Genomic DNA, 16,950 nt, shown 5'->3' on the forward strand with positions numbered 1-16,950 from the left:
TTGAATTTAAAAAAGTATTAAGAAAATTGACTGACTTCAGCGTTATAGACATCCATTGCGTCATCCATACTCATATCCTCAGGCGGAGGAGCAACTTGTGTTGGTTGAGCAAGCTCACGATGATCTACCACCTTGGCTGCTTTAGATTTCACTTGATATTGGACATGAATGCTTTCTTTACCGAAATATTCACGTAACTTAAATAGCAAATCATCCAAAGGAGCAACTTTCCACTGAGTACCTAAATGTAGGTCTGCATTGGCATAGTCATAATCAATTTGAATTTGAAATGGGATATGTTGACACAGATCGACATTACAAAATGGCAAAAGAATTTTTTGTAAATCAGATGCTAAAGTCTTAGTGATGACTTCAGGATTTAACTGAATCGAGATCGAATTTGCACGTTTTTGACGAATTTCATTGAGGCTAAATGCCTTGGTTAAACGTCCCATTGGACGGTCAAAACCTTCACGTTCATAAATTTCCCCTTCGATGACTACGACTTTTTCATTTTGTAAAATATCTTTAAAGCGTTGGAAACGTTCATGATTTGCAGAAACTTCGATCCTTGCTGTACCATCATCTAGTGTGATCATCATACGATTTGGGAAATTAGCAACATCGACCACCAAGCCTGCAAAAACAGTGGTGACACCACGACGAGTTGGTGTGAGTTCATTGATGCGTTGCGAAATAAAAGCTTTTAACTCAGGGCGATAAACATCAATCGGATGACCTGTTAAATACAAGCCTAAAGTATCTTTTTCACCTTTTAAGCGAACTTCATCCGACCATGGTTTTACAGGTCTTGCAGGTTTGCGTTGAACTTCTTCGACTTCACCGAACAAGTCCATAATCCCTGTTTCACGATTAGAACGTGCTTGTTCAGCAGCTTGAACCGCTTCAGGCAATTGCGCCATGATGGTTGAACGTTCCATGTCTAAACAGTCTAAAGCACCTGCACGAATCAAGGCTTCAAGAGTACGCTTGTTGATTTTTTTCAGGTCAATACGATGACAAAAATCAAATAAATCTTTAAATGGACCCTCTTGCTCACGTGAATCAATCACCGATTGCATGGCAGCTTCACCCACGCCTTTAATTGCTCCAAGACCATAAATAATCGTTTCAGCATCATTCGCATGGAAATGGTAAAACGACATATTAATCGAAGGTGGTAAAACCTCTAAGCCATTGATACGACAGTCATCAATCAAGAATACGATATTGTCAGTATTTTGCATCTCTGAAGACATCACCGCAGCTAAAAACTCAGAAGGGTAATGTGCTTTGAGCCATGCAGTTTGATAAGCAACTAAAGCATATGCCGCAGCATGGGATTTGTTAAAACCATAGCCTGCGAATTTTTCCATATAGTCGAAAATATGATTGGCTGTTTTTTCATCAATGTCTTTTTTCGCAGCCCCTTCAATGAAAGTGGCACGCTGTTTGACCATTTCCTCGACTTTCTTTTTACCCATCGCACGGCGTAACAAATCCGCACCACCAAGCGTATAGCCTGCACAGAATTGTGCAGCTTGCATCACCTGTTCTTGGTATACCATAATGCCATAAGTCGGTTCGAGTACACTTTCAAGGAGTGGATGTAAATATTCAAATTCACCACCATGCATACGGTGAATAAAGTCAGGGATCAGATCCATTGGACCAGGGCGGTACAACGATACAAAGGCAATAATTTCTTCAAATTTGCTTGGGCGTGCTTCTTTGAGCATTTTTTTCATACCCACGGATTCAAACTGGAATACCGCAGTTGTATTGGCTTCTGCAAAGATTAAATATGCATCAGTATCATCCAAAGGAATATGTGCAATGTCTAAAGGTGTCTCAGATTTGACCCGTTTATTAATATTCTGAACAGCATCCTCAATCACGGTCAAGTTACGCAGACCCAAGAAGTCAAATTTAACTAGACCTGCGGCTTCTACATCATCTTTGTCAAATTGTGCAACACGGTTAGTACCATCATCATCACATAAAACGGCTGAATAATCGGTGATTTTGGTTGGTGCAATCACTACACCACCCGCATGTTTACCTGTATTACGAGTAATACCTTCGAGTTTCAGTGCCATTTCCCAGATTTCAGCGGCATCATCATTGTCTGGATTAGATGGATTGGTCACGATGTCTTTGAGTTGAGGTTCAGCCTCGATGGATTCTTCCAAGCTTAAACCCAAAGGCTTAGTCGGAATCATTTTAGAGATACGATCTGCTAAACCATAAGATTTACCCAAGACACGTGCGACATCTCGAATTGCACCTTTTGCTGCCATTGTACCGAAAGTTGCAATCTGTGAAACAGCATCACGTCCATAGTGGCGTGCGACATAGTCGATGACTTTATCTCGACCTGCGATACAGAAATCGACATCAAAATCGGGCATGGAAACACGTTCTGGATTTAAGAAACGTTCAAATAGTAAGTCGTAACGTAAAGGATCTAAGTCGGTAATTTTTAAACTAAATGCAACGAGTGAACCTGCACCTGAACCACGACCTGGACCAACAGGGACGCCGTTATTTTTTGACCATTGAATAAAATCCATCACGATCAGGAAGTAGCCAGGAAATCCCATCTTATTAATAATGCCTAACTCATAGGCAAGGCGCTCATCATAAGGTTTGCGGATTTCAGCCCAATCCTCGTTGCGTTTATCAATAGGATATAAAACAGTAAGACGTTCTTCTAAACCTTCCTCTGATAAGTGCTCAAAGAAAGTGTCAATGGTATGACCTTCAGGAATGGGATAATCAGGTAAGTCATGAAACCCCAAACGTAATGACACTGTACAACGTTTAGCAATTTCCACAGTGTTTTGAATAGCACTTGGAATATCGGAAAACAATTGAACCATTTCTGCTGAAGTTTTAAAATACTGCTGTGTACTATAGTTTTTGGGACGTTTATCATCCCCTAGAACATAACCATCAGCAATACACACACGTGCTTCATGTGCTTCAAAATCTTCAGGTCGAATAAAATGCACATCATTGTGTGCAACTACACCAATATTATATTTTGCAGCTAGTTTTACGGCTTCTTGATTAAAGTCTTCTTCTCTAGGGCGATCTGTACGTGTTAGTGCAAGATAAACACGATTACCAAATTTTTCGATCCATTCCTCAAGTAAAGGCTCTGCTTTTTGTGGGTTGGATGACACCAACATTTGTCCAACATCACTGTACAAACCGAGCAATACGATAATGTCTTGTTGTTGCTCTAAGATCCATTGTTTTTGGATGCATGGAATCGACAGTTGCTGACCTTCAATAAAACCACGTGACACAATTTCAGTCAGCCCACGCCAACCTTTTTTTGTCATCGCCAGCAAAGTCGCTTTGTGGTTGGCGTCATTGAGGCGAATAGTACTGCCAAAAATGGGTTTAATGCCTTTACCTAAACATTTGTTATAAAACTTTACTGCTGCATGTAAATTGGACAAGTCTGTGATTGCTAGCGCAGGCATTTCATCCTTAGCAGCAGCTGAAATCAGATCAGGTATACGTACAATCGATTCTGTAATCGAAAACTCTGTATGAATACCAAGATGAACAAACTGCATAGATGAATCCCTTTTATAACAGCGCATGATTTTACCACGCTTCATTTAGATATGCAGATGAAACTTGATTGAAGTGATTTTGTTAACGAATGGTTGAATATTTTGCAATCATTTAAAAATATTAATATTATGGAGTATTACAATAATTTCACTTGAACTTTCTGAAAGGAAATACATGAAAATTAAAACATTATTACTCCTAGGGTGTTTGGTATTACCGATCACAACATTGGTCAATGCAGAAGAAGTGCAATATAGCCCAGCGTTGCTTAAAAAAGCAGACTCTGGCGATGCACAAGCACAATATGAGGTAGGTGAAGCATATTACCAAGGTTATGGGGTTGAAGAAGATTTAACCAAAGCTTTGGAATGGTATAGAAAAGCTGCTGCAAAAGGTAATTTAGAAGCGATTTACTCAATCGGATATATGTACGATGAGGGCGAAGCTGTTGAAGAAAATAATGTAGAAGCAATGAAGTGGCTATTAAAAGCAGCAGAAAAAGGTCACTTATTGGCACAGTATCGCTATGGTCAAACCCTAGAAACGGGTGAAGATGGTGTAAAAGCAGATGCTAAAAAATCCATGCAATGGATCAAAAAAGCAGCTGATGGTGGCTTAGCAGATGCCCAATATCATTTAGGTTATAACTATGAAACAGGTGAGTATGTCACCAAAGATTTAGATCTTGCTGTTAAATATTATAAACTTGCTGTAGCACAAGATAATCGTGATGCGCAAAATAATCTTGGTGTTTTATATCATGATGGTGAGGGTGTAACGCAGGATTATGCCAAAGCACTTGAGCTTTATACCGCAGCATCTGAACAAGGCAATGAACTCGCATCTTCAAATATTGGTCTTTTGTATGAAAATGGCGAAGGCGTGAAAAAAGATTTTAAACGTGCTGCAAAATATTATGAGCTAGCTTATGAGCAAGGCGATCATGATGCGCTTGAAAGCTTGGCAAATCTATATGAAACAGGTGGTTTTGGCTTGAAAAAAGATTTGAGCAAAGCCAAAGAATATCGTGAAGCAATTGCATCTACGGCTGCAGCAGAAGATTAAGTCTTATCAATTTAAAAATAAGCGCCAAATAGGCGCTTATTTTTATGGAAATATACAGCCTTAATATTCCCAAAACATACGTTGAATTTCTTTTGCATCTTTGGTTTTGGTCAGTGCTAAAGCTGCTAAAAGTTTGGCTTTTTGTGGATTTAAATCATGAGCAACCACCCAGCCATATTTATCATCAGGCTGTTCTGCATTACGTAAGACAAAGCCTTGTGGGACACGTGCAGAGCGAATGATTTGGACACCTTGTTGCTGTAATTGATTTAAGGTCGGAACGATATAGTTCGGTACAGAACCATTGCCAGTGCCTGCATTGATGATCGCTTTTGCCCCTGCTTTGGCATACGCTAAATAGGCACCTGGGAGCATATTGCCTGAGCCATAGACAATTTGAACTAAAGGTAGGGCATCACCTTGAATATTTTCAATATTAAATTCTGAGCTGTTATTAAAACGTTTTGCGACATTTCTAAACCAATAGGGCTTTCCTTCAACGAGCGTTCCTAAAGCACCCCATTGGCTTGCAAAAGCATTGGTATGAATGTTAATGGTTTTGCTTACATCTCGTGCTGCAAAAATACTATCATTCATCAGCACAAAAACACCTTTGCCCTTTGCACTATCGGCTGCTGCAAGTGCAACAGCACTGTATAGATTTAAAGGCCCATCGGCAGAAAGTGCTGAAGGTGGACGCATCGAACCCACGACGACAATCGGTTTATCGGTATGGACAGTCAAACTTAAAAAGAATGCTGTTTCTTCTAAAGAGTCTGTTCCATGAGTAATCACCACACCATTAACATCAGGTTTTTTAACCAGTTCATTGACTTTACGCGCTATGGTAAGTAATTCTTTATCGGTAATGCTTTCAGAAGCCACTTGTAAGGCTTGTACACCTGTAACATTGGCAAGGTTTTGGATTTGAGGCACAGCATTTAATAAATCGTCGACAGGGACTTTTGCTGCGGTATAAGTTGCACTATTGGTCGAGCTTGCGCCTGCACCTGCAATGGTGCCACCAGTCGCAACAACCACGACATTATTTTTGGCATAACTGGAAAATGGCAGAAGCATACCAATCGAAAGTGCGAGGGCTGTAACCGTTTTTTTCATAAAAGTTCCTTTTCTATCCATTGATCTATTATTTAAGTTTTAAGCATTTTCTATGCCGATTTTTAACTTAATATAAAAAATGGTCTTTTGCCCATATCTATTTAAAAATGTTATTTTTTGAATAATCATTCAAATTTATAGTCTGGTGAAGTGTTGATTTCCCCCCTTAAAAGTGTGCGTTAGCTATAAATCGCACAATATAAATACTTAGGAAAAATTTAAGCTAAGTTAGTGAATATTTACGTTATGATGGTTTATATGAAATTAAATAAACTTACAAATGAAAAAAATATTTCAAATTTTAAGCCAGTGTATGGTTCTTTCACTCTTTGGTATATCAGGTTTTGTTATGGCAGCGATAGACATTTCAGATGTAATTTCACGTTCCAATCAAGGTGATACAGTTGCTTTGCAGCAACTTGCAGAAGCCTATCATTCAGGTGAATACAATATTGAACAAGATACGGGAGACATGATTAAAGTGTATTCACCCTTTGCTGAACGTGGTGATTTGGCAGCACAATATTTATTGGCAATTGCTTATGTAGATCATTCAGAGGATAAAAAATATATACAATGGTTGCAAAAATCTGCAGATGCAGGTTTTGTCATCGCTCAGTCAGATCTTGGTGCAGCCTTTGTTTTTGGTGACACAGTTAAACCCAATTTAAAAAAAGCAGTGCATTATTTAACTTTAGCTGCTGAGCAAAATAATGCTGAAGCGCAATATGTGCTTGGAGAGCTTTACCATGAAGGTAAAGGGGTTAAGAAAAGTTTTCAAAAAGCAGAAAGCTTACTTAAATTGGCAGCTCAACAAAATCATGAGCATGCTCTTGTTCATTTAGGGATGATGTTTGAGCTTGGGCAAGGGGTTGAAAAAGATTATAAAAAAGCAGTTGAATATTATGAGAAGGCATCTGAGTTGGGAAGTGTTCAAGTGCTTGAGTATTTAGCAGAAATATATGAAGCAGGTGGGTATGGTTTAGAAAAAAATTTACCAAAAGCACAATATTATTCAGAACTTTGGGAAGATTTAAAATATTAACAAACCAAATAAAAAAGCACTCAATTGATTGAGTGCTTTTGAAAAATAAATTCTTTAAGTCTAACGCATTTTAGCCAAGAAACGACTTAAACGGGTTAATGCTTCACGAAGTTCATTTTCAGCAGGTAAGAACACCACACGGAAGTGATCAGGCGTTGGCCAGTTGAATCCAGTTCCCTGAACTAAAAGCACTTTTTCTGCTTTTAAAAAATCTAACATGAATTTTTCATCATCTTGAATTGGATAGATTTCAGGATCAAGGCGAGGGAAGCAGTACATTGCACCTTCAGGCTTTACACAGCTCACGCCTGGAATGTCATTCAACATTTCCCAAGCAATATTACGTTGTTCATATAAACGACCACCCGGGCGAATCAAATCATTGATCGACTGATAACCACCAAGTGCTGTTTGGATCGCATATTGTGCTTGATGGTTGGCACACAAGCGCATAGAAGCGAGCATGTCTAAACCTTCAATATAGTCGGCAGCACGAGATTTATCACCTGTGATCGCCATCCAACCTGAACGATAGCCAGCAATACGATACGCTTTAGATAGGCCATTGAATGAAATACATAATTGATTACCTGCAAGCGCAGCAACAGATACATGTTCAATACCGTCATAGACGATTTTGTCGTAAATTTCATCTGCAAATAAAATCAAATCGTATTTCTTAGCCAGTGCAACAATTTGTTCTAAAACATGACGTGGATAAACTGAACCTGTTGGGTTATTTGGATTAATAATCACGATCCCGCGCGTATTCGGGGTGATTTTGCTTTCCATATCTGCAATATCAGGGTACCAGTAATTTTGGTCATCACATTTATAGTGAATCGCAGTACCGCCTGAAAGATTCACCGCAGCAGTCCACAGTGGATAGTCAGGCATTGGAATGAGCATTTCATCGCCATCATCCAATAGACCTTGCATCGCCATTACGATCAGCTCTGATACGCCATTCCCGACATACACATCATTGACATGCATATTGAGAATGCCTTTCTGTTGATAATACTGACAGATTGCTTTACGTGCAGGAAAAATCCCTTTTGAGTCAGTATAACCAATTGCATTTGGTAGATTTAAAGCAACATCATTGATAATTTCTTGTGGCGCTTCAAAGCCAAATGGGGCAGGGTTGCCAATATTGAGCTTGATAATTTTATGACCTGCTTCTTCCATCTCATTGGCCGCTCGTAACACAGGTCCACGGATGTCGTAGCATACATGCTCGAGCTTAGACGATTTTTTTATTTCGCGTGGGGTTTGGATACTGTTCGGCATTTTGAGGTTCTCGGAAAGAGTGGAGTTCACTTTTGCATAACGATATAAATAACTTTTAAATGTTTCAGTTGTTACGAGATCAAGATTATGTTCGTCTCTAAGTAAGGCAACAATTTTTTCATGGGTAAATCCATCCTGTTGATATTGTCGAATCACAGGGAGCAGATTTTTAAAAATAACGCTCTTTTTTTGCGACATTTTCTAATCCTGAGCAAGAACAGCGCTTAGATTAACACTAAAATTGCTCACAAAAAAGGATAAATTAAATTAATTTGCTCACTTTAATTTTTGTATTGCTTTCTTTTTGCTATTGGTTCTGATGTAAGTCTTTTGTAAATTGTGAACTTAGGACTAGAAATTTTAAGATGAATGACGTAAATATACGATTAACCTATTTTAAGTAGCATGATAGTAAAGGAAATAATCATGGGAAAACTCAATAAAACAGAAAGAGAATGGCAAAGAGAGTTATCGCCAGAAGAATTCAAAATTACACGTCAGAAGGGGACTGAACCTGCATTTACTGGAAAATATTGGAATACCAAGCAGCAAGGCACATATATATGCCGTTGTTGTGGCGCACCTTTATTCTCCTCAGAAACGAAGTATGATAGTGGCAGCGGTTGGCCAAGTTTTTATAAGCCAATTACTGCGGCTGCAGTAGAAGAACATGATGATGCAACACATGGTATGCAACGCACAGAAATCATTTGCCATCATTGTGATGCGCATTTGGGGCATGTGTTTGAAGATGGTCCACAACCAACAGGTTTGCGTTATTGTGTAAATTCAGCCTCTTTAGAATTAAAAACACAAGAAAAAAGTGATGAGGAAACCTATCCATGAGCAATATTTATCAGTTTGAAGCAGAGTTATTAGAAGGAGAAAATAAAGCTTTTTCAGACTATAAAGGGAAAGTTTTATTGATCGTGAATACTGCGAGCAAGTGTGGTTTTACCCCACAGTTTGCAGGTTTAGAAAAATTATATGAAAAATATAATGAACAGGGCTTTGAGGTTTTGGGCTTTCCTTGTAACCAGTTTGGTGGGCAAGATCCAGGCTCAAATGAACAAATTGGAGAATATTGCCAACGTAATTATGGTGTTAAATTTCCAATGTTTGCCAAAGTTGATGTGAAAGGTCCTGAGGCACATGTAATTTTTCGTTATCTAACGAACAATAGTAAAGGGGTGTTAGGTAATGGGATTAAATGGAATTTTACTAAATTTTTAATCAATAAAAATGGTGAAGTGATTAATCGTTATGCACCCACTACGAAGCCTGAAGATTTAGAAAAAGATATTGAAAAAGCTTTGACGGAGTGATTTCCTCCATAAATGAGCATTCTATTTTTTGATGACAGTATGGCTTGATATTCAATAACCCTGCACCATGCAGGGTTTATTTTTGCCTTAATTGATGAAAAATAACAATAGAAATTGGATTTTTACAAGAATAAAACAATGAATATTTTTTGAGAATAATATTGCTAATGAGAATTGTTATTAATTAATATTGCATACATATTGTTAAATCTCCCTTTAAAATCGTTATGTTAAAACTTAATCCAATATTTTTCATGGTGTCTATGGCTTTGTATGCACAACATAGTCAAGCAGAACAAAGTTCATCTATTCATCCAGACAGTGAAATTCAAACTTTAGATACGGTTGTCTTTGTGGCGAGTGCTGATGCGTCATCCAAAGGTTTAATGCCTGAGTTTGCGGGAGGGCAAGTTGCTAAAGGCGGAAAAGTGGGTCTATTTGGCAACCAAAAAAATATTGAAACACTATTTAGTTTGACCAGTTATACCAATAAATTCATCCAAGAACGTCAAGCTCAAAGTGTTGGTGATGTTTTGAAAGCTGACCCGAGTGTGCGGGTGGGACGTGGTTTTGGTAATTTTCAAGAAAATTATTATATTCGTGGTTTTAACTTAGGCTCGGATGACACGGCGTATAATGGTTTGTATTCGATTTTACCACGTCAGTACATTCCGACTGAGCTGTTTGAACGTGTAGAGGTTTTTAAAGGTGCTTCATCATTTTTAAATGGTGCAAATCCAAGTAATGGTGGGATTGGTGGTGCAATTAACTTGTTGCCTAAACGTGCAGCGAATCAAGATTTAAACCGTGTTACTGTGGGCACAGACTTTAATGGTGGTTATGTCGCAAGTGATATTTCACGCCGTTTTGGTGAGGAAAAACAATATGGTGTCCGTGTCAATACGGCATATCATGGTGGTGATACTGCGGTAGAGGATGAAGAAAAGCAACTTGGTTTATTGTCCGTTGGATTGGATTATAAAGGTGATCAGTTACGATTATCAGGTGACATGGGCTATGTGAATAATCGTCTCAAAGCTACACGTCCAAACGTAACTTTGGGGGCTGCAATGACTGAAATACCGTCTGCAGTTGATGGTCAAGATAATTATGCTCAACCTTGGTCATATTCTAATGAAGAGGATTATTTTGGTAGTTATCGTGCGGAATATGATTTTGCTGATCATTTAACTGCATTTGCAGCATACGGTTTTAGACATGGTGAAGAGCAAAATAGTCTTGCCAATATGACCATTCAAAATGCTGAAACAGGTGCTGGAACAGTATATCGTTTTGACAATACGCGTGTAGACATGGTCAATACAGGTGAAGCGGGTATTCGTGGGCAGGTATATACTGGTGATATTGAGCATAATTGGGTCATATCCGCTTCGGCATTTCAGCAAAATACCAAAAATGCCTATGTGATGGATTATAAAAATACCCTAAATAATTCGATTTATCAGCCGATTCAATATCCCGAACCAGCTTATTCTGCCAATGCTTTGTATGGTAATGTCTTATCAGATCCAAAATTAACCACACGCACACGTCTGAGAAGTATTGCAATTGGGGATAATTTAAAAGCCTTAGATGATAAATTAACCGTGATGTTGGGTGGGCGTTTTCAAAATATTAGACAAGATAATTACAGCTATGGAACACAAGAAAAAACGGCAAGTTATGATGAAAGTAAATTTACGCCTGCACTGGGTGTGAGTTATAAAATTTCACCTGAAATTTCTGTGTATGGAAATTATATTGAATCTTTAGCCAAAGGTTTAAGCAATACGGATACGACAAGCAAAGAAACCACAACCCTCAAACCTTTTGTAGCAAAGCAAAAAGAAGTGGGTGTGAAATATGAAAATAAAAGCTTTGGTTCGAGTTTGAGTTTATTTGATATAGAAAAGCAACGTGCTGTTTTACAAAACAATGTGTTTAGTGATGCAGGGGAATATGTGCATCGTGGAGTTGAATTCACTACATACGGCAAGATCACGGATGATATTAAAGTTTTGGGTGGTATGACATGGATGGATGCAGAGCAGAAAAATACAGGCAGTGAAAAATATGATGGTAAAGATGAAGTCGGTGTTGCTAAATTCCAAGCCAATCTTGGTGCAGACTGGCAATTGCCGATTGCACAAGACATTGCCTTGAATGCACAATTGACCTACACAGGTGCAAGTTATGCCAGTTTGGATAATCAGTTAAAAGTCGGGGATTGGACAACTTTAGACTTGGGAGCACGTTATAAAACCCAACTTGGACAAATGCCAACCACATTTAATTTTAAAGTGGATAATGTCTTAGATAAGTCTTATTGGTCTTCGGTTGGTTTATTTGACAATATTAATAGTTCGGGCAATACCAATAATGGATATTTGGTTGCAGGACAGCCACGTACCTTTAAATTGAGTGCAACATTTGATTTTTAATATAAATTTCAAATTTTATAGACTGATTTAAGTTTGTATTAGATACATAAAAAGCTCTGTGATTGCATGATCATGGAGCTTAATTTTGCTGGTGTATTTACAGTTTTTAGCAGTTAATAAAATACATGATGATTTGAATTATTTTGAGTTATTTTTATTCATGTATTTAAGAAAATAATTTAAAAAATTCATTTTTAAATAAATTCATTGATTTTATGTTATAGTGAATTATATTCACTTTATTGCAATAAGATGTATTTTGATTAAGTGCATTTTATTTCATTTATAAAGTACAACATTGCTCAAAACTGGATTTTCTCATGCTAGAAATTCGTCATCTGAAAACGCTAACGGCTTTGCGTGAACATGGCTCACTTGTCGCTGCGGCGAATGATTTGTGCTTAACACCTTCTGCAATCTCTCATCAACTCAAAGAGTTAGATCATTGGTATGGTGTGGAAGTTGTGAATCGTAAGACACGCCCTGTGACATTTTCCAATGTTGGGCAACGCTTGCTCAAACTTGCAGATGATATTCTTCCCCAAATTCAAATTGCACAAACCGACATTACACGCATCGTACATGGGCAAACAGGGCGAATTATTTTTTCTTCGGAATGTCATAGTTGTTTTGATTGGTTAATGCCTTTATTAAATCAATATCGCCAACAATATCCTGATGTTGATCTAGATTTTGCATCAGGTTTTGAGGCAAATCCGCATGAGTTATTACAAATTGGTGAGTTTGATTTATTGATTACGGCTGACCCAATTGCGTTGAAGAGCATTGAATATTTTCCGATTTTTGAATATGAATCACGTTTAGTTTTATCTAATACGCACCCTTTGGTACGTGCTGAAAATATTACGGTTCAAGATTTGGCAGAGGAAACTTTGATTACTTATCCTGTAGATAAGCATCGTTTAGATATCATGGCGAAGTTATTTCTACCTGCAAATATTCAACCGAAACAAGTACGTACTACAGAGTTAACACAGATGTTGATTCAGTTGGTTGCCAGTGGGCGTGGCATTGCAGCTTTGCCTGATTGGGTGGTGAATGAATATGAGCAAAAAGGCTGGGTGACATCGAAGCGTTTAAATTGTGTGTCAGAAAATGGGTTGCGCCGTACATTATATGCAGGCTATCGCATTGATGAGAAAGAAAAAAGTTATTTTGAGGGCTTTTTAAAGCAACTTGACCGTTTTTCGAAAAAACGGGTGATTTATTATTCGGCTTAATATAATCATGAACTGAAAGTCATTAGAAAATCAGCAAGCAAATATACTTTTTCTCATTTTATATTTGCTTGCATAAAATAAATTCAGTTTATCAGGTAGGTTTTTGTTGTGTGCTTTTGGCTAAAAATGCAGAGATTTCTTTACTAAATTTGACAGGTTCAGTGATTAAAGGTGTATGTCCTGAACGTTCAAAGATAATACTTTGTGCATTAGAGAGTTGATTGGCAATACGTTTTTGCCCCTCAGATGGGTATAAAGTCGATTGTTCACCAATGAAGAAAGTGGTTGGACAATCTAATTGTGTAATGGCACTACGATAATCTTCATTGTGATTCAAATAGTTATCGATATACCATGTCATATAATCTAAACGCCTGATTGGTAATAAATGCTTTTGTAGCTGTGGACGTTTGAGTGCTAAATTAAAAATAAATGGGCTAACTTTGTTGCTACCTTGAATTTTAATAAAATTAATCCACATTTGTACCAATTCTGTTCTTGGTTCAGATGGAAGTTCATCGACAAAACGATAATCTTGGTATTGGTGTAAAAAATCTGAATAATCTTTTAAAAAACGTTTAAATTTTAGGTGTTTTTTGCCAAATAAACCAAATTTCCATGTGTCATCACTCGGAATTTTAGGGGTTTGGTCGATGTGTAAATAAGCTTTTAATTTATCCCCTAAATTGCCATATTGCATACCATGCATGGCGGTTGTTGCCCCCATTGAATAGCCCATCAAGATAAATTGATCTAAGTTTTTTTGTTGAATGAGGCTGTCGATATCACGCCAATGGTTATGAATCGCATCAAGGTCTTGTGGGATTTTACAGGTACGTGAACCCCCAAAACCACGCCAATCAGGAATAATAAATTGATATTTTTTCAGGTGGGTAAAAATAAAAGGCAGCCATTGCCAACTTTGCATGCCCAAACCTGACAGTACGAGTACAGGTTCACCTTGTCCAATTTCACGGACAAATAATTTTTCACCATCAGGCATTGTGTAGTGTGGCATAATAATCCTTAGCTATTTTCTTTATTTTCAAATGCTTTGAGTTGTGGAATCAGTTGGTTGAGCCAATTGATCCAACCGTTTTCCAAATCAATTCCCAATTGTAAAATCATTTTGTGAATATATAAAGTACGATCTTGCGGATCTGCATGGGCAAAATCTTTATTAAAAATGTGTTGATAGATTTTTAAATGCTCTTGGTGAAGGTGTAAATGGCGTTCCAGTTCAGGTAAAAGTGTATTGCCCCCCAACTGTGCTTCGGCACGTAAGCGCACCATGATTTCTTCACGAAGTTGTGCAGGTTGTCCTTGCTTGCTCATCCATTCTGTTAATTCAATACGTCCAAGCTGTTCAACTTGATACGTTTTTTTTCGCCCTGTGTCGGCTTGGTCTTCAAGTGTGGAAATCCAGCCCTTTTTTTGCATGCCGTTCAGTTCACGATAAATCTGTTGGTGTGTGGCATTCCAAAAATATCCCATTGAGCGATCAAAACGACGTGCCAATTCAAAACCTGTACTCGGTTTTTCAATCAAACTTGTCAATAAAACATGGGCTAAAGACATTTGGTCATATTTCGCAAATAAAATGGATGTAAATTCATTATGCAACATGTTGCATAAAATGCAAATCTCGATTATAAATAAATCCATTATGCAACTTGTTGCATTAAATTTAAAAATGAGACTAAAAAATATTAGCCAGCGAAAGCAGCCAAGGAGTTCACATGTCTAATTATCCGCATTTACTTGCGCCTTTAGATTTAGGCTTTACCACATTAAAAAACAGAGTGTTAATGGGTTCTATGCATGTAGGACTTGAAGAAGTTGATGGTGGTTATGATCGGATGGCTGCTTTCTATGCAGAGCGAGCAGCAGGTGGTGTGGGCTTAATCGTGACAGGCGGTATTTCACCAAATGATCATGGGGTGACATTTTTTGGTGGTTCAAAACTCGATACTGTAGAAGAAGCAGAAAAACATAAAGTCATTACCCAAGCCGTGCATGATGCAGGTGGTAAGATCGCATTACAGATTTTGCATACAGGGCGTTATTCTTATCAGCCTGAGAATGTTGCGCCATCAGCAATTCAAGCACCGATTAACCCAACTAAACCACATGCTTTAACGTCTGCGGAAGTGAATCAAACGATTGCTGACTTTGCCAACTGCGCAAAAATGTCACAGATTGCAGGCTATGATGGCGTAGAAATCATGGGTTCAGAAGGCTATCTGATCAATGAATTTATCGCAGCACGTACCAACCATCGTGATGATGAATGGGGTGGTAGCTATGAAAATCGGATTAAATTTCCGATTGAAATTGTGCGCCGTACTCGTGAAGCAGTCGGTGAAAACTTCATCATTATCTATCGTTTATCTATGCTTGATTTGGTTGAGGGCGGTTCAACGCTTGAAGAAGTGATTCAACTTGCTAAAGAAATCGAAAAAGCAGGTGCAACGATTATCAATACAGGGATTGGTTGGCATGAAGCACGTATTCCTACGATTGCAACCAAAGTTCCTCGTGCTGCATTTACATGGGTGACCAAGAAGTTAAAAGGTTCTGTCAAAATTCCTTTAATTACCTCAAACCGTATCAATACCCCTGAAATGGCTGAGCATGTTTTAGCTCAGGGCGATGCGGATATGATTTCAATGGCTCGCCCAATGCTTGCAGATTCTCACTTTGTAGTGAAAGCAGAACAGGGTCGTGCAGATGAAATCAATACCTGTATCGGGTGTAACCAAGCCTGTCTGGATCATATTTTCTCTATGAAAATCGCCACTTGCTTGGTGAATCCGCGTGCATGTTATGAAACAGAGCTGATTTTTAAAGATTCAGCAAATGTTAAGAATATCGCAGTCATTGGCGCAGGTCCTGCAGGTTTAAGTTTTGCAACTTATGCTGCAGATCGTGGTCATAAAGTCACAATTTTTGAAGCATCCAATCAGATTGGTGGTCAGTTCAATATTGCCAAAACCATTCCGGGTAAAGAAGAATTTTATGAAACTTTACGTTATTTCAAACGTAAAATTGAACTGCAACCGAACATTAAATTGGTACTGAATCATACTGCGACTTATGAAGAGCTCAGTGCTGAAAACTTTGATGATATCGTGGTGGCAACGGGTGTAACACCACGTCATTTAAATATCGAAGGCATTGATCATCCAAAAGTATTGTCCTATATCGAAGTGTTACGTGACCGTAAGCCTGTGGGTAAAAAAGTAGCGATTATTGGTGCGGGTGGTATTGGTTTTGATACGGCTGAATATTTATCGCATGAAGGCGAAAGTGGCAGTCTAAATCCGCAGAAATTCTATGATGAATGGGGTATTGATACCACTTATGAGCATGTCGGTGGTTTGAAAGCACCTGAAGTTGAACAATCGCCACGTGAAATTTACTTGCTACAACGTAAAACCAATTCAGTGGGTGCAGGTCTGGGGAAAACAACTGGATGGATTCACCGTACAGGTTTAAAACACCGTCATGTCAATATGATTCCGGGAGCAAGCTACGACAAGATTGACGATCAAGGTTTACATATCACAGTAGGTGAAAAAACCATGATTTTAGATGTAGATAATGTGGTGATCTGTGCAGGGCAAGAATCTTACACTGCAATGTTTGATCAGCTTCAGGCGGATGGTAAATCTGTGCATTTGATTGGTGGTGCAAAAGAAGCAGGCGAGCTGGATGCAAAACGTGCTATTCGTCAGGGTGCTGAATTGGCGATGGTGATTTAATTTTTTTAATAGAATCTCCCCTAACCCTGAGCCATATATGGCGCAAGAAAAAAGAAGGGAAAAGCT

At 38.3% G+C, this 16,950-nt stretch carries 12 protein-coding genes; 7 read left to right on the forward strand and 5 right to left on the reverse strand.

What is annotated here, in order from left to right; translation table 11 throughout:
* Positions 1 to 17: 17 nt before the first annotated feature.
* Positions 18 to 3,590 (reverse strand): DNA polymerase III subunit alpha, encoded by a 3,573-nt coding sequence (gene dnaE, locus AVJ19_RS05040; protein ID WP_111858691.1) that lies wholly within the window; start codon positions 3,588 to 3,590, stop codon positions 18 to 20.
* Positions 3,591 to 3,765: 175 nt separating this feature from the next.
* Between dnaE and AVJ19_RS05045 the strand changes: the two genes are divergently transcribed.
* The gene (locus AVJ19_RS05045; protein WP_111858692.1) at positions 3,766 to 4,656 is read left to right on the forward strand and encodes a tetratricopeptide repeat protein; all 891 of its coding nucleotides are present in this window, start codon (positions 3,766 to 3,768) and stop codon (positions 4,654 to 4,656) included.
* A gap of 60 nt (positions 4,657 to 4,716) precedes the next feature.
* Here AVJ19_RS05045 and AVJ19_RS05050 read toward each other — a convergent pair whose 3' ends face one another.
* Positions 4,717 to 5,775, reverse strand: coding sequence for a type II asparaginase (locus AVJ19_RS05050; protein ID WP_111858693.1), 1,059 nt, complete (start codon positions 5,773 to 5,775; stop codon positions 4,717 to 4,719).
* Between the two features lie 349 nt (positions 5,776 to 6,124).
* Between AVJ19_RS05050 and AVJ19_RS05055 the strand changes: the two genes are divergently transcribed.
* Positions 6,125 to 6,820, forward strand: coding sequence for a tetratricopeptide repeat protein (locus AVJ19_RS05055; RefSeq protein ID WP_162626539.1), 696 nt, complete (start codon positions 6,125 to 6,127; stop codon positions 6,818 to 6,820).
* 60 nt (positions 6,821 to 6,880) lie between these two features.
* On the opposite strand, the gene AVJ19_RS05060 is transcribed toward AVJ19_RS05055, so the two are convergent.
* Positions 6,881 to 8,311: a pyridoxal phosphate-dependent aminotransferase gene (locus AVJ19_RS05060; RefSeq protein ID WP_111858695.1), complete on the reverse strand. Its 1,431-nt coding sequence runs from the start codon at positions 8,309 to 8,311 to the stop codon at positions 6,881 to 6,883.
* Between the two features lie 228 nt (positions 8,312 to 8,539).
* Between AVJ19_RS05060 and msrB the strand changes: the two genes are divergently transcribed.
* From msrB to AVJ19_RS05080, 4 genes are all read left to right on the forward strand, one after another.
* On the forward strand, positions 8,540 to 8,959 hold the full coding sequence (gene msrB / locus AVJ19_RS05065) for a peptide-methionine (R)-S-oxide reductase MsrB (RefSeq protein WP_111858696.1): 420 nt from the start codon (positions 8,540 to 8,542) through the stop codon (positions 8,957 to 8,959).
* The gene (locus tag AVJ19_RS05070) at positions 8,956 to 9,438 is read left to right on the forward strand and encodes a glutathione peroxidase (protein WP_111858697.1); all 483 of its coding nucleotides are present in this window, start codon (positions 8,956 to 8,958) and stop codon (positions 9,436 to 9,438) included. Before msrB ends, AVJ19_RS05070 begins: the two co-directional genes overlap by 4 nt.
* A 254-nt stretch (positions 9,439 to 9,692) precedes the next feature.
* Positions 9,693 to 11,879, forward strand: a complete 2,187-nt coding sequence (locus AVJ19_RS05075; protein WP_416240569.1) for a TonB-dependent receptor — start codon at positions 9,693 to 9,695, stop codon at positions 11,877 to 11,879.
* 320 nt (positions 11,880 to 12,199) lie between these two features.
* Entirely contained in the window at positions 12,200 to 13,120 is a 921-nt protein-coding gene (locus tag AVJ19_RS05080) for a LysR family transcriptional regulator (protein ID WP_111858699.1), read from the forward strand.
* 91 nt (positions 13,121 to 13,211) lie between these two features.
* On the opposite strand, the gene AVJ19_RS05085 is transcribed toward AVJ19_RS05080, so the two are convergent.
* Together AVJ19_RS05085 and AVJ19_RS05090 are read right to left on the reverse strand one after the other, a co-directional pair.
* Positions 13,212 to 14,138 (reverse strand): alpha/beta fold hydrolase, encoded by a 927-nt coding sequence (locus AVJ19_RS05085; protein WP_111858700.1) that lies wholly within the window; start codon positions 14,136 to 14,138, stop codon positions 13,212 to 13,214.
* Between the two features lie 8 nt (positions 14,139 to 14,146).
* Complete coding sequence (locus tag AVJ19_RS05090; protein ID WP_111858703.1) at positions 14,147 to 14,698, reverse strand: PadR family transcriptional regulator; 552 nt, start codon at positions 14,696 to 14,698, stop codon at positions 14,147 to 14,149.
* A 161-nt stretch (positions 14,699 to 14,859) separates the two neighbouring features.
* Between AVJ19_RS05090 and AVJ19_RS05095 the strand changes: the two genes are divergently transcribed.
* Positions 14,860 to 16,884, forward strand: a complete 2,025-nt coding sequence (locus tag AVJ19_RS05095) for an NADPH-dependent 2,4-dienoyl-CoA reductase (protein ID WP_111858701.1) — start codon at positions 14,860 to 14,862, stop codon at positions 16,882 to 16,884.
* Positions 16,885 to 16,950: the final 66 nt, after the last annotated feature.

Origin of the sequence: Acinetobacter sp. CFCC 10889, assembly GCF_003268395.1 — a bacterium.
GTDB lineage: Bacteria > Pseudomonadota > Gammaproteobacteria > Pseudomonadales > Moraxellaceae > Acinetobacter.